This is a genomic window from Allomuricauda sp. NFXS6 (assembly GCF_040148835.1).
Classification (GTDB): Bacteria; Bacteroidota; Bacteroidia; order Flavobacteriales; family Flavobacteriaceae; genus Flagellimonas.
Map to the genome: position 1 here is coordinate 123,332 of NZ_JAGEMG010000009.1, position 14,823 is coordinate 138,154.

At 42.2% G+C, this 14,823-nt stretch carries 13 protein-coding genes; 2 read left to right on the forward strand and 11 right to left on the reverse strand.

Annotation, left to right across the window (positions count from 1 at the left end; translation table 11 throughout):
- Positions 1–36: 36 nt before the first annotated feature.
- The 4 genes from J4E06_RS13955 to hppD all read right to left on the reverse strand — a co-directional run bounded on the left by J4E06_RS13955 (position 37) and on the right by hppD (position 4,700).
- Positions 37–906, reverse strand: coding sequence for a flavin reductase family protein (locus J4E06_RS13955; RefSeq protein WP_349524570.1), 870 nt, complete (start codon positions 904–906; stop codon positions 37–39).
- Between the two features lie 98 nt (positions 907–1,004).
- Positions 1,005–2,228, reverse strand: a complete 1,224-nt coding sequence (gene fahA, locus J4E06_RS13960) for a fumarylacetoacetase (protein WP_349524571.1) — start codon at positions 2,226–2,228, stop codon at positions 1,005–1,007.
- A 100-nt stretch (positions 2,229–2,328) separates the two neighbouring features.
- Positions 2,329–3,486, reverse strand: coding sequence for a homogentisate 1,2-dioxygenase (locus J4E06_RS13965; RefSeq protein ID WP_349524572.1), 1,158 nt, complete (start codon positions 3,484–3,486; stop codon positions 2,329–2,331).
- 80 nt (positions 3,487–3,566) lie between these two features.
- Positions 3,567–4,700, reverse strand: a complete 1,134-nt coding sequence (gene hppD, locus J4E06_RS13970) for a 4-hydroxyphenylpyruvate dioxygenase (protein WP_349524573.1) — start codon at positions 4,698–4,700, stop codon at positions 3,567–3,569.
- A 176-nt stretch (positions 4,701–4,876) separates the two neighbouring features.
- Here hppD and J4E06_RS13975 point away from each other — a divergent pair, with 176 nt between their 5' ends.
- A complete protein-coding gene (locus J4E06_RS13975) occupies positions 4,877–5,332 on the forward strand; it encodes a MarR family winged helix-turn-helix transcriptional regulator (protein ID WP_349524574.1) in 456 nt (151 codons plus the stop codon).
- On the opposite strand, the gene J4E06_RS13980 is transcribed toward J4E06_RS13975, so the two are convergent.
- Positions 5,320–6,057, reverse strand: coding sequence for a sulfite exporter TauE/SafE family protein (locus J4E06_RS13980; protein WP_349524576.1), 738 nt, complete (start codon positions 6,055–6,057; stop codon positions 5,320–5,322). The two genes, J4E06_RS13975 and J4E06_RS13980, sit on opposite strands and share 13 nt — an antisense overlap.
- 180 nt (positions 6,058–6,237) lie before the next feature.
- On the opposite strand from J4E06_RS13980, the gene J4E06_RS13985 reads away from it, so the two are divergent.
- Positions 6,238–6,801: a hypothetical protein gene (locus J4E06_RS13985; RefSeq protein ID WP_349524577.1), complete on the forward strand. Its 564-nt coding sequence runs from the start codon at positions 6,238–6,240 to the stop codon at positions 6,799–6,801.
- A 48-nt stretch (positions 6,802–6,849) separates the two neighbouring features.
- Here J4E06_RS13985 and J4E06_RS13990 read toward each other — a convergent pair whose 3' ends face one another.
- The 6 genes from J4E06_RS13990 to polA all read right to left on the reverse strand — a co-directional run bounded on the left by J4E06_RS13990 (position 6,850) and on the right by polA (position 14,762).
- On the reverse strand, positions 6,850–8,349 hold the full coding sequence (locus tag J4E06_RS13990) for a serine hydrolase (RefSeq protein ID WP_349524579.1): 1,500 nt from the start codon (positions 8,347–8,349) through the stop codon (positions 6,850–6,852).
- 104 nt (positions 8,350–8,453) lie between these two features.
- Positions 8,454–8,723: a thioredoxin domain-containing protein gene (locus J4E06_RS13995; protein WP_349524580.1), complete on the reverse strand. Its 270-nt coding sequence runs from the start codon at positions 8,721–8,723 to the stop codon at positions 8,454–8,456.
- A 24-nt stretch (positions 8,724–8,747) separates the two neighbouring features.
- Positions 8,748–9,566, reverse strand: coding sequence for an NIPSNAP family protein (locus tag J4E06_RS14000; RefSeq protein ID WP_349524581.1), 819 nt, complete (start codon positions 9,564–9,566; stop codon positions 8,748–8,750).
- Positions 9,567–9,664: 98 nt separating this feature from the next.
- Positions 9,665–10,849, reverse strand: a complete 1,185-nt coding sequence (locus tag J4E06_RS14005; protein WP_349524582.1) for an MFS transporter — start codon at positions 10,847–10,849, stop codon at positions 9,665–9,667.
- Between the two features lie 102 nt (positions 10,850–10,951).
- Positions 10,952–11,512, reverse strand: a complete 561-nt coding sequence (locus J4E06_RS14010) for a hypothetical protein (RefSeq protein WP_349524583.1) — start codon at positions 11,510–11,512, stop codon at positions 10,952–10,954.
- A 415-nt stretch (positions 11,513–11,927) separates the two neighbouring features.
- Entirely contained in the window at positions 11,928–14,762 is a 2,835-nt protein-coding gene (polA, locus tag J4E06_RS14015) for a DNA polymerase I (protein WP_349524584.1), read from the reverse strand.
- Positions 14,763–14,823: the final 61 nt, after the last annotated feature.

Below are 14,823 nucleotides of genomic sequence, written 5' to 3' on the forward strand. Positions count from 1 at the left end.
AAATGTCCATATTTAGCAAAAATGGACATTTTCGTACTACATATTTTCCCCGAACAATAAATAGGCCATCGCCTTTTCGGTATTCCCATCTTCCAAGAACTGTTTGGCCAAGGTGTGCAGTTCGGTTTTGGATTTATCTTGTATTCCCTCGGCCTCAATAATGGTTTCAATGTCTTTTGGGGAAGGTAATTGCTCCAAATTTCCCAATCGCCCTAAATTGTTTCCTGTAAGTATATCACTTTCTCTAATGCCCTTGGGCAAAGCATCCACGCCAATGCCGTGGGTACGGATGGGCTTTGGAATCTCAAACAGGGATTCTTTAATGGCTCGGATGTACCAATTGCCACCCATACGGCCCACCAAGTCCAATTTTTCGGTATCTAGGACACCATCCGTTAGGTATTCGTCATTGATGTGAATCATATCCACTTGAGCGATGATTAAGTTTCCTGCTCCTGGGGTTTGTGCAATTTCCACTACTTCCAAAACCGTGCATTCAAAAGATACGGGTGCCTCGCCCACCCGTGGCGGTTTTACCTTCACGCTGGGTACTTCGGTAAAACCAGCTTTTACAAATTCGTTTACGCCTTTATCGTACGCCGTACTGGAGAGCGACATCTGCTCCGCCATTTTGTGGTTCACCACATTAATGACCACCTCGGGCACTTCCACCACATTTTGATGCGTATGTTTTAAGGAATTGTCCCTGCCGCTTCTCGTTGGGGAAAATACCATCACAGGCGGATTGGAACTGAAGACGTTGAAAAAACTGTACGGACTCAGGTTTACCTTGCCTTCGGCATCCACCGTGCTTGCAAAGCAAATAGGTCTTGGGGCCACCGCAGTGGATAAAATGGTATACAGTTCTGGTTGTGGTATTGTAGTTGGGTCTATGGTTTTGATCATTAAGATTGATTTTGTTTTGTCATATCGAGCGCAGTCGAGATATGGTTAAACTTCAGATCACATTTCGACTGCGCTCAATGTGACATCTGAAATTGTATTCATTCTTTAGCTGGCAACACTGTAGTGGTCACTTCGCCAAATCCGACTCTAATATCGCCATTTTGTGCGTAACCTTTCATCGTCACCGTATCGCCGTCTTCAATGAATTTGCGTTCGCTTCCATCTTTTAGTTTGATGGGTTTTGTGCCTCCCCAGGACAATTCCAATATAGAGCCAAAACTGTTTTCTTCCTTCCCTGAAATGGTTCCGGAAGCCATCATATCCCCAATATTGATGTTGCATCCATTTACCGTGTGATGCGCCAATTGTTGGGTCATGTTCCAGTACATATGTTTAAAATTACTAAAGCAAACGGTGGTTTTCTCACCTTTTTCTGGTGTGATGCCAACTTCTAAATGGATGTCATAATTCTTGTCGCCCTCAAATTGCAAATAAGGCAACACTTCAGGTTCTTGTTTGGGACCTGCCAGTTTGAAGGGTTCCAGTGCTTCTAAAGTCACCACCCACGGAGAAATTGACGAGGCAAAATTCTTGGCCAAAAAAGGGCCAAGCGGCACATATTCCCATTTTTGGATATCCCTAGCCGACCAATCGTTGAACAATACCAGCCCGAAGATATAATCCTCGGCATCTTTTGTAGAAATAGATTCGCCCAATGGCGTCTCTTTTCCGCAAATGAATCCCATTTCCAATTCAAAATCCAAACGTCGCGTAGGACCAAAAACGGGAGCTTCTCCACAATTGGGCATGGTCTGACCCTTGGGTCGATAGATGGGCTGTCCGCTTACAATAATGGAACTCGCCCTGCCATGATAGCCCACAGGAATATGTTTCCAATTGGGTAAAAGGGCATTTTCTGGGTCCCGGAACATTTTCCCAACATTGGTGGCGTGTTCCAAACTTGAATAAAAATCCGTGTAATCACCTACCGCAATGGGCATATGCATTTGTGCTTCGGACTGTTTCACGAAGAGCTCTGGCTTTCCGGCCAAAACGGAATCATCATCCTTTAGCCAATACTGAATCTTTTTGCGTACCCGAGTGGTGATTTCCTTCCCGAGGGAAATAAAATCATTCAAGGTGTCTTTTTCCAGCAATGCGGTATTGAAATCGAACACATCCAATTCGGCCACAGCGGCCAAATCTAAAATATGTTCGCCAACGGCAACACCTACCCTCGGACTTCTATCCTTGGTGGAAAAAATCCCGAAGGGAATATTGTGAATCGAAAAATCTGAGTTTTCAGGTATTTCTATAATCATCTGATGGTTAATATGTCAGCTCGAGCGCAGTCGAGAGCAATACTTAGGCCTTCTTTTCTCGACTGCGCTCGAAATGATAGAAGGCCGTAATGAATTTATTTTATTCCAACCACGATTTATAGTACTTGCCATCGTCAATCTTAAGTGCATTCTCGGTAATCTGCAAGGGTTTGAAGGTGTCTATCATCACTGCCAATTCCTCCGTACCTTTTTTACCGATACTAGCTTCGTAAGTGCCAGGGTGCGGTCCGTGAGGAATACCAGCTGGATGTAACGAAATATATCCTGGTCCAATTCCTGTACGACTCATAAAATCACCATCCACATAATACAGCACTTCGTCAGAATCTATGTTGGAATGGTTATAAGGAGCGGGAATGGCCTTGGGATGATAATCGTACAACCTTGGACAGAACGAACAAACCACAAAAGCACCTGTTTCAAAGGTTTGGTGCACAGGTGGCGGTTGGTGCACACGTCCCGTTATTGGTTCAAAATTGTGGATGGAAAATCCGTAAGGGAAATTGTAACCGTCCCAACCTACGACATCAAAAGGATGTGTAGCATAGACAAGTTGGTGCAACATACCCTGTTTCTTGATTTTCATCAAAAACTCTCCTTTTTCATCAAAGGTTTGAAGATCTTGTGGCAATTTATAGTCGCGCTCACAGAAAGGGGAGTGCTCCAATAGTTGTCCGAACCAGTTCCGATACCGTTTCGGGGTATAAATAGGATGGAAGGATTCCGCAAATAAAATACGGTTATCTTCTGTATCAAACTCTATTTGGTAAATCATCCCACGTGGAATGATGAGATAATCCCCGTATTCGAACGGAATATTGCCCAAAAAGGTTTTTAAGGTTCCTGAGCCTTTGTGGATAAAGAGCATTTCGTCCGCATCGGCATTTTTGTAAAAATAGTCGGTAACCGATTTTTTAGGTGCTGCCAAGCCCACGTGAACATCGTTGTTCACCAATAAGGGTTCGCGCGCTTCCAAGAAATCATCTTTGGGTGCCACATCAAAACCAATAAATTTTCGGCTGGTGATATTCTTTTCTACGGCAATTTTTGGGCTTGCCTCCAAGGCTTTCCCTATCTCCTTGACCTGCGTAGGTCTGTGAACGTGGTAGGAAAGTGAGGACATCCCATCAAAACCGATAGTGCCAAAGAGCTGTTCGTAATATAGCCCGCCACTAGGTTTCTCGAATTGGGTATGCCGCTTTGGCGGAATTTTTCCGAGTTTATGATAAATAGGCATTTTTCTCTATTTAGAGTTAGGAGTTCAGAGTTCAGAGTTAAAAGAATTCATAACTCAACACTCTTCACTCATAACTATGATTAATGCAGTGTGCCTCGAAGCTCTTGCTCTCGCTCTATGGCTTCGAACAATGCTTTAAAGTTACCTTTTCCAAACGATTGTGCGCCTTTTCTTTGGATAATTTCAAAGAACATTGTTGGTCTGGGCTCTACAGGCTTGGTAAAAATCTGCAATAAGTATCCTTCATCATCACGGTCTACCAAGATGCCCAGTTCTTTTAACGGGGCGATATCTTCATCAATTTCGCCTACACGATCGGTAACGGCATCGTAATACGTTGCCGGAACTCTTAAGAATTCGACGCCACGACTTCTTAAATCACGAACGGTTTTAATGATGTCATCTGTGGCAACGGCAATGTGTTGTACGCCTTCATCCTCATAAAAATCCAAATATTCTTCCACCTGTGACTTTTTCTTGCCTTTGGCAGGTTCATTGATCGGGAATTTGATGCGTCCGTTCCCGTTGCTCATTACCTTGCTCATCAACGCGGTATAGTCGGTGGAGATATCATTGTCATCAAAAGAGAGGATATTTTTAAATCCCATAACGTCTTCGTAGAACTTTACCCAATGGTTCATTTTGTTCCATCCAACATTACCAACCATGTGGTCTACAAATTTTAGGCCAGCAGGTTCAGGGTTATAATCAGGAGTTTCCCATTTTTTGAAGCCCGGTAAAAAGGTTCCATTGTAATCTTTGCGTTCCACAAAAATGTGAACGGTCTCCCCGTAGGTGTAAATTCCGGAACGTACCACTTTTCCGTTTTTGTCTTCTTCAACCTTAGGCTCCATATAAGATGTGGCGCCTCGTTCCATAGCGTTGTTGTAGGCTAGGGTGGCATCATCTACCCAAAGGGCTACCACTTTTACCCCGTCGCCGTGTTTATCGATATGTTTTCCGATCTCTGTTCCACTTTTAAGGGGAGAAGTAAGTACCAATCGTATTTTATCCTGAACCACCACATAGCTCTCACGGTCTTTTAATCCAGTTTCCAAGCCAGCTTGTGCGTACGACTGAAAACCAAAGGCGGTTTTGTAAAAGTGTGCCGCTTGTTTGGAATTCCCTACATACAATTCGATGTAGTCGGTCCCATTGATGGGCATAAAATCTTCGGAAGTATTGGATTTTTTTTGAAGTGTTGACGTCTCCATAATTTTTTATGATTTTATTGTTCAGTTCTATTTTGTTGCATCAACAACAAAAATAATAAATTTGATACACCAAGACGGTTTTCGCAACAGAAATTTGAGTTAAAATTGACCTCTATTGTTTTAAAGGTGTTTGGAAAAATCGGGAATCCCTATTTTTGTGACAATTCTTAAAAAAAATGCTCAATCGTATAGATGAAATACAAGGGATGGGGTTCCATTTGGATTTGGTGCTCCGTAAGATTCAAAAAGCGTATATACGCAAGTTTGATGAGCTTGGTGTGGATACTACCATTGAGCAATGGGTGATTCTCCATCAAATTTATCAGTTGGGCGATCATGCAAGTCAGCGCGACATCGTGGACGAAAACTTTCGGAATAGGGCCACAACCTCAAGGGTAATCGCGGGACTTGAGCGCAAAGGTTGGATTTCAAAAACTCGTTTTGATGGTGACCAAAAGCGCTTTAAATTGGAGTTGACCCCAAAGGGACAGGAGATTTTGGACCTTACCCTGCCAAGTGCCCTGGCCTTACGAAAATTGGCCATTAAAGATGTGGAAGCATCAGAATTTGAAACTTTTTTAAAGGTGTTGAACAAAATTGGAGGAAACTACGAAGAAGATCAGCCCCAATAATCGAAGGCCAATTTGGTAATCGTAGCCAGTCCGATGAGTAAGATAAAAATCAGACTGAGTTTACGGAACTTTTCCTGTGGGATGTAATGCAATATCTTTTTCCCCAAATAGGTGCCCACCAAACCAATGGCAAATAAAAACGGCAGATACATTAACTCCTGCTTTCCAATGTAGCCATTACCGTAATAGACGAAGGTTCGGGAGAAATCAATCATAAAATCGATAAAGGCCGATGTGGCAATAAAAGCACTTTTCTCCAAATTGAAGGCCGCCATGGTAAGTCCTCGTATCGCACCTCCTGTTCCCAAAAGTCCTGCGGAGAACCCCGATAAGCCCCCCCCAATAATAGAATTTTTTTTGTTGGGAAGTACGATAATTTCACTTTTGATCAAAAACAGTAAACTAAATACCACTAAAAATGCTCCCAAAATAATTTCAAGGGCGACGGTATCGGCTACTTTGGACAGAAATCCACCAATGATTACAAAAAGGACAGATGGCACTCCGATGTGAAGCAACAGTTTTTTGTCCAATCCCTTTTTAAAGAGAAAAATTTTGCTGATGTTACTGGAAAGGTGGAAGATGGCCGTCATTCCAAGGACAGAGTAAAAATCAAAATAAAAATTGCCCAAGGGTACAAAAAACACCGAAGAGCCGAAGCCACCAATGGTCCCTATGATTTCCGCAACCAGTGCAAGCAACAAAAATATATAGTTCACTTTCATATTAAAGAAAGATAGCATTGTATTCTGTACAGCAATCGATATTGTGTCATTTTACCCTAAAAAAATCTTAAAATATGGATTTTAGGTTAATTGAGCACATAAACTGGATAATCTATTGGACGTAGGGACAGTAAAACAACCTCAACTTTGTACCCGTATAACTTTAGATATACAAGAGCTATGAAAACAACAAATATTTATCCAACGATATGGTCTACAACCTATTATACCCCAAGTGTAATGGTGGGCAGGTATGGCGCACATACCAAAGAGGCCGAATTGATTTTGAAAAATGAGATGGCCAGGTCGCTCAATGTTTCTGAAATGGCACTTAACATTACCAAATTCTCAGCAATAGACGAGCACGGTAATGAACACTTTATTATAGATTTTCCCGGTCAGAACCCGGTAACCCTTAAGGGTATTGCTTCTGGAAACTTTATACGCTCCAAAAGTGTACTTTCTTTGCCCGAAGGCAGATACAAGACAATACGTTTTTACGTAGCAGGTTGGGGCAATCAGTTTATTTATAAGGATGGGATAGAAGAATCCGCCAATTCGTTCGACCGTCTGGATTTTACCATTGAAGATGGTTTTACGATTGAGCAGGACAACGTCCACGAAGTTAAATTGTGGTTTGACTTTGCTCCCTACCAGTGGAAGCGACACTTTAAACCGCTTACGGATTTGTTTATGGGGAGCAAAAGTCAAAAACCACGATTGGCCAATAGTTTTGGCAATTGATTTTTACACTATGAAAAGGAATGAAAAAGGCACCGATCGGTGCCTTTTTTAATTTTGTTTTGTAAAGGTTTCGTCAAAAGCATCAAAAGACTTTACGGTGGCATCAGTGCCAATTTTAAAATTAAAATCTATTTGTGCACGGTAAGGATTTTCTTTTGTAGACATAAAGGTGTCGTAATGCCAATGCTGGATGGGCAACATCAAAAAATCATTGAAATTTATGATTAATCCCGCGACTGTATTTTTTACGGTGACCTTGCCCAGCATAGGGTGGCTATATTCGCCTTCGTACTTTTCAAGAGGTAATGTTGTTTTTGTATCTGGCACCTTTTCATCCCGTAGTTTCCGATAATAGTCTTTTTCCTGCTCCTTAAACCTGGAATAAAGTTCAAACACTTCTTCGTGCCAATTCCTACTGTCATCATCAAAAACAAAAAGGTCCATGGATTTATACAGTATGGCATGCCGTAATTCTGCATGGTCCATGTTGGCAAATACATAAACGGCCACATTCTTATCCCTGATTATCCCGCAAATAGCAATCAAACCACCGATACTGCCCGTATGAAAGTCGAGTTTTTCACCGCGGTAATCCTGCTGAAACCACCCCAAACCATAGGTTTTCCAATTTGGCTTGGTTAATTGTTGTGTGGGGTAGAAGCTGGCATCGGTTACAAATGCATGTGGTTTAAAAAGATAATCGAAGGTGTTTTTGGATAAAATAGTGTCATTTCCCACGACACCATCGTTTACCAAATACTTGAGGTAATTGGTAACATCGGACATACTGGACCAGATCATCCCCGCTGCCCCGATTTGGTCCGAAAGATTGTAATCTACCTTGATAATCCCATCATCCAAATCGTTGAGATATGGTGTTGTATAGTTTCCTTTCTTAAAAATATCGGCGGATTTTGCCACGGCATCATCCATACCAACCGGCTCAAATATGTTTTCTGCGACAAAAGTTGTCCAATGTTGGCCGCTAACTGCTTTAATCACTTCCCCGGCGGCAGCGTACATGATATTGTTGTAATCAAATCCTGCCCGGACCGGATAGGTTTTTTGTGAAAAGGCGAATCTATTTAGTGTTTCCTTGGTGGAAACACTATCAATGGCCCAAAGCAAATCAGCTTGTTCGATCCCGAGATTATGGGTTAGTAAATCCTGTATACGAGCCTCTTCGGTAAGATAGGCGTCGGAAAGTTTAAAATAGGGCAGGTGTTCACGGACTTTGTCCGTCCAGTTCAATTTGCCTTGATCCACCAAAATACCCAGAGCTTGGCAAACAATGGCCTTGGTGGTGCTGGCCATAGTAAAGAGCGTGTGCTCATCCACAGGGGCTTTGCTTTCCAAATTTTTAACACCGTAGGCTTTTTGAAACACGGTTTCGCCATCTTTTACCACTACAGTGACCAATCCTGGGATTTCCCAATCAGTCATGCCTTTTTGGATCATGGCATCCAGTTGCATGCTTTTTGTTTTTTGTGCTAAAACTATTGGTGATGCAAATAGAAGAATGGCTAGGAGCAGTGTTGTTTTTTTCATTGTTTAATAGGTTGGTGGTTAGTCCACTAATATACAACGATTAACAAGTTAAAGCTGAGTGATTCATCAAAAACATACAGTTGCTTTCAACCCCGTCAATGCGGTTAATTATCACTAAACCGTTTTATTTTCTCCAACACCTCATACACCGAAAAGCTTCGTACAAAGCGTTGCATTTCCTTGCCGTTTGCCTTGAGGATGCCCACGGGCAAGGTAAACACCATGGATTGTCCTGTAAATTCAACCTCCTCCTCTACATCCACCACGCGGATGTTCACTTTTGGAAAGTTTTCCCGTATGGCTTCCAGCAACTTCGGTTTTAGCACTTTGCAGACCCCACAGGTTTTACTGGTAAAGTATAAGAATTCGATCATTTATTAAAAGGTTGAGGTAGATCATCAATAATCCGAATACTCGGTGGGGTATAAGAACCACATATCAATATGCGACATATTGTTCTCGTACTTGGGCATGGCAATGAGTTCCTTCCATTCCGGTGAATCTACAAAGGCTTCCCAATTTTTTTCTCTCGCAGCCATATCTGCGTGGGTGGTCATATACATTAAATTGGGCATTTTGGTTCCTGAAAGTACTTCGCCATAAAATACGGCATTAAAGTCCAAACGCTCAAAAAGCTTCACCTCCCCACCTGCATTGAACATATCTACTTTGTTGCGATAGTATTTTTCCGTAGAAGATTCGTAGCTGCGCAATTCGTAAATCCGTTCAGACCTTGGGCCGTCCAAATCGGGAACTTTCATCGTTGGCATATCGGGAAAGGCCTGTAAAAGGATGGATTGAATACGAGTATACGGTGGGTCATCGTAATTCGCATTAATGTATTCGCTGCCTGCTGTGGTATGTGTTTCGTCTTCCAGTAGCTGATTGTCCAGCTCTTTGAATTGCTCCAAAGTTTTGAAGGGAAGCAGCACAAAGATTTTCTGTACCGTATCGGTTTCGGATAGTCGGGATTTAAACACTCCGACTTTGTCGATGCCCTGTTTTTTTACTGCGGGCATGAATGCATTTTTGAGGTAATTGTCCACCGTAGCGACCTGTTCTTCGGTACTAAAGGAATAGATTTTAAGCTGATAAAATTCCCTTTCCTCTTGAACGGGCTCGGAGGGTTCTGCAGTTGCTACTTTTTCGGGATTTGGATTGCCACAGCTTGCCAATGCTATTGCAAACAACAGCAAAAGAGGTTTGATGATTTTCATTATAATGCAATTTAGTTTGATATGATATTATGGATTTTAGAAGCTGATTCGAGAACGAAATTCCAAGATAGGGATTTATTTGGTGATTGTATGATTGATTATGTGGTCTTCGGTGCTTTGTTTTTTGAGGCCAAGGCAATCAAACCTAGCATCGGACCCACGGCCAGAATCATGTAAACCGTATTGGAACTTGTCCAGATTCGCATTTCATTGAGCAATTGAATGCTGACGATGGTGATGGCGAAACCAATGCAGTTTACAATAGTCAAGGCGGTACCCTTTATTTCTGGCGATGCATTCTGTGCCACCAAGGTGGAAAATAGGGGAGAGTCTGCGATGACGACCATGCCCCAAAAAATAAGAAATGCAACAAACAGTCCTCCAGATTCTTGAGCAAAAATTATAGGAGATATCAAACAACAAGCATAGGAAAGTAAGAGCGCCATAAAAGCCACGCGTTTGGTCCCTACCATTTGTGAGACATAGCCGCCCAATACACAAGCCAAACCACCGATACCAATGACCAAGAATGACAATAACGGAATGTTGAAGGTAGCTGCTGGGTGGATTAGCTCATAGGTTTGCAGCATGATTGGGACAAAGGTCCAAAACGCATAGAGTTCCCACATGTGACCAAAATAGCCAAAGGCCGCCGAGCGAAAGTTGCCATTCTGGAACACTTTTAAAAAAGCGGATAAATGGATTTTTTGACTCGGTTTTCTGAATGGGCCATCGGGCACCAAACCGACCATTAAAGCTCCGCCTAAAACCGCTAAAAATGAAGTGGCCATCAGAACCGTTTTCCACGACAATGTGTGCGTCATCTCCTTTAACAAATGCGGAAATGCGGTACCGACCACCAATGCCCCCACCAAATATCCCAGGGATTTACCAAGGCCTTTTTCATAATAATCTGCCGCTATTTTCATGCCTACGGGATATATGCCCGCGAGGAAAAAGCCCGTCAAAAACCGGAAGGAAAGGATACTGGCCAACCCATTGTCTTCCCAAATCACCCCTAAATTAAAAAGTGCTCCCAAAACGGCGCACCAAAAAAATACTTTGGATGGGGAGAAGCGGTCAGCAATCGATAAAATGGCAAAGACCAAGGTGCCCACGATAAACCCAAATTGTACTGCGGAGGTCAAGTGTCCCACAGCACTTTCGCTCAACCCAAAGGTGGCTACCAAGTCACGCATGACCCCATTGCCTGCAAACCAAAGCGAGGTGCAGCAAAACTGCGAAAACACGATGATGGGGAGGATGAGTTTGGAGGGTTTCATTTAGAGTTTTTCAATTATGGGTATTGCACCAAAGATTAGGGAAAGCATCTGGTGGAATTTTTGTTTGGGGAGGTTGGAGATGGTGTTGGTGGTTGTTTTTTGTTATTTATCATTCAATAGATGAATTTTAGCCATCATTTTTTCGAATCCAATTATCACATCTTCTGTTAAGGAAACCCAATATTTGTATAAAAGCTTTTCTTTATCACTTATATTGAATGAAAGTAATTCCTTATTATTAATTTCATCATCAGCTTTTTCTTTAGCAGCTCTTTCTCCACCTGCTTTTTCATTTGCAGTTTTCTTTTCCTTGTATTTTTTTTCCAGAAAGTTCTCAGTTCCATTCAAAAATGATAAACAATCTTCAAATGATTTAGCTGAGGCATTGTGAACAAATTGATTTCGTATATCAAAAAACGCTTTGATATGTTTCTTATACTCCTTGTCGAGTAATTTAGAGTCTAGCAGCAATATCATTTTTTGATTCATTGATAAAGCTTGACTTGTGTTTCCCATTGATATTGCTGAATCTTCGAGTTTTAAAACTGTTCTCAAAAACATACTTGCCAAGTTTTCAAATCTTACTGAAGATGATAAAACCAATACTTTAATCCTAGCTTCATATTCAGAAAATCCAGTGCCTTTTGTTATTATATTTTCCATTTAAACTAAAGTTACTATTAATGATTTTATGTATGACACCCTGCAAATAACAAAATTGGGTTTTGTTAAAAGTTTATTTGAATTCCACCTTATTTATATCTCCAACTAATAATCAAGATAAGGAGAAGGTTGATGACAATATGCATTATAGGAATGAATATGATGAACCATAACCTTTGAATGCCATATTCATCTTGACCAATGAACGGCGGGTTGCCATAAATCAAATAAAACATATAGATGATAAACAACGTAGCATTTAATGTAAAAAGAAGTTTATTGTGTTTCCATTTTGATAGCATACGAATATTGATAAGCCATTGGACTCCAAATACAAGGGTTATCAAAACCGTAAGGTATGCAAAAACCATCATCTAAATATGGGATTAACTTCTTTGACTCTTTTGCCAATTCATCAATGCGCCTCCAGCCAATTCTCGCCAATACCTACTTCCACATCTAACGGAACTGAGAGCTCGTAGGCGTGCTCCATTTCGGTTTTAATGAGTTCCTTCATTTCCTCCAGTTCCGGTTTGTAGCAATCGAACACCAATTCATCGTGTACCTGTAGCAACATCTTGGTCTTGTACTTGCCTTCGGAAAGCTTTTTATGGATGTTGATCATCGCAATTTTGATTATGTCTGCGGCACTTCCTTGTATGGGCGCGTTCACGGCGTTACGTTCCGCAGCTCCGCGCACTACTTGGTTGCCTGCATTGATATCTTTTAAATAGCGACGACGCCCCAAAACCGTTTGTACATATCCGTGCTCACGGGCAAAATCTACTTGTTCGCTCATGTAATTGCGCAATTTCGGGTAGGTTTTGTAATAGGTGTCAATGAGTTCCTTGGCCTCGGTACGGTTCAAATCCGTTTGGTTGCTCAACCCAAAGGCCGAAACCCCGTAAATAATTCCAAAGTTTACCGTTTTGGCATTGCTACGCTGTTCACGGGTCACTTCATCTATGGGTACGTTAAAAACCTTGGATGCCGTAGAAGCATGAATGTCCTCACCGTTTTTAAAGGCTGAAATCATGGTGTCTTCCTCGCTCAATGCTGCAATAATGCGCAATTCTATCTGGGAGTAATCCGCAGCCAGTAAAACGTAGTTTTCATCCCGTGGGATAAAAGCCTTTCGCACTTGTCGTCCACGCTCCGTTCTTATGGGGATATTCTGCAAGTTCGGATTGTTACTGCTCAAACGGCCCGTAGCGGCTACGGTCTGCATATAATCAGTATGCACGCGACCGGTTTTTTGTTGAACCTCGTTGGGCAGTGCATCCACATAGGTACTTTTTAGTTTGGCAAGCCCTCGGTAATCCAACACATTTTGGATAATCTCATGGTCCTTCGCCAAATAGGAGAGCACATCTTCCGAAGTGGAAAATTGCCCTGTTTTAGTCTTTTTTGGTTTGTCCACCAGCTTCAGTTTGCCAAAAAGAATCTCGCCCAACTGTTTTGGGGAGGCAATATTGAATTCTTCACCCGCCTCTTTATATATTTTTTGCTCTAGTTCTTTTATATCGATGTCCAATTGTTCGGAAAGGCCGTTCAAATAATCTTTATCCAAATTGATGCCTTCCAATTCCATATCGGCCAATACACGAACCAAAGGAATCTCAATGTCATCGAACAATTTATCGGTATGGGCTTCTTTGAGTTCTGGTGTGAATTTTAACCCTAATTGAAAAGTGATGTCAGCATCTTCCACCGCATATTCTGTCTGCTTTTCCAAAGGAACATCACGCATGCTGAGTTGGTTCTTGCCTTTTTTTCCGATGAGTTCCGTAATGGAAATAGGCGTATAGTTTAGGTAGGTTTCCGCAAGTACATCCATATTGTGGCGCATATCGGGGTTGATGAGGTAGTGGGCCAACATGGTGTCAAACAACTTGCCTTTTACTTCCACCCCGTAGTTTTGCATCACTTTGATGTCGTACTTCAAGTTTTGCCCTACCTTTTCAATGGTTTCCGATTCAAAAAACGGACGTAGTTTTTCAATCAAGGGTTTGGCATCGTTTTCATTATCGGGAAAGGGAACGTAGAATCCCTTGCCGGGGGACCAGCTAAAGGCGATGCCCACCAGTTCCGCTTCCAAAGGATTTAGGGAAGTGGTCTCGGTATCAAAACAAACGGAAGACTGCTTCATCAACATGTTCAAAAAGAGTTCCATACCCAAACCATCTTGAACATTCTGATAAAAATGCGGCACATCTCCGATGGTCAAGCGACTGTTTACATCTTTGATGGTGGCTGCGGACTCGGATGGGTCTCCGCCAAACAAGGTAAACTGCCCACTACCCGCTACCTTGGCCTCTTCTTTGGCTGTTTTGGTGCTCGTTACTTGGGTACTGGCTTCCGCTTCGCCCGAAAAGATTTTGATAAATTGATCTTTCAGCCTACGGAATTCCAATTCTTCGAAGATTTCCTGTACTTTTTCAGCATCGGGTGGACACATTTCGTAATCCTCCGCATGGAATTGTACTTCGCAATCAGTTTTGATCTCGGCCAATTTTCGTGAAAGTCGTCCTAGTTCGGCATTTTCTTCCACTTTTTCCTTCATTTTGCCCTTGAGCTGGTCGGTGTTGCTCAGCAAGCCTTCCATGGAATCGAACTGATCCAAGAATTTTTTGGCGGTCTTGTCGCCCACTCCGGGAAGTCCAGGGATATTGTCGCTGGCATCGCCCATCATCCCCAAATAGTCGATTACCTGTTCGGGGCGTTTTACCCCAAAGCGTTTTTGTACCTCGGGTATGCCCCAAATCTCAATGCCGTTGCCCATTCGGGCTGGGCGGTACATAAAAATGTTTTCGCTCACTAACTGACCAAAATCCTTGTCGGGGGTTACCATAAAGACTTTATAGTTTTCTTTTTCGGCCTGTTTGGCCAAGGTGCCGATAAGGTCGTCGGCTTCGTAGCCTTCCAATTCCACAACAGGAATTTTCATGGCCTCCAAAATTTGTTGGATATACGGCACCGCAATACGGATGGCATCAGGGGTTTCATCTCGATTGGCTTTGTATTCTTCAAACATTTCGGTACGCTCCACACTGCCTCCTTTGTCAAAAGCAACCGCCAAATGGTCGGGTTGTTCACGTTTGATTACATCGAAAAGGGAATTCATGAACCCCATGATTGCGGAAGTATCCATTCCCTTGGAGTTGATTCGTGGATTTTTGATCAAGGCATAGTAACCACGAAATATAAGTGCGTAGGCGTCAAGTAAAAAAAGTCGTTTTTGTTCGGACATGTATTTTTCAGTTGTCAGTTAGCAATGTTCAATAAGCAATAATAAAAGGCAGGTTTAAAAG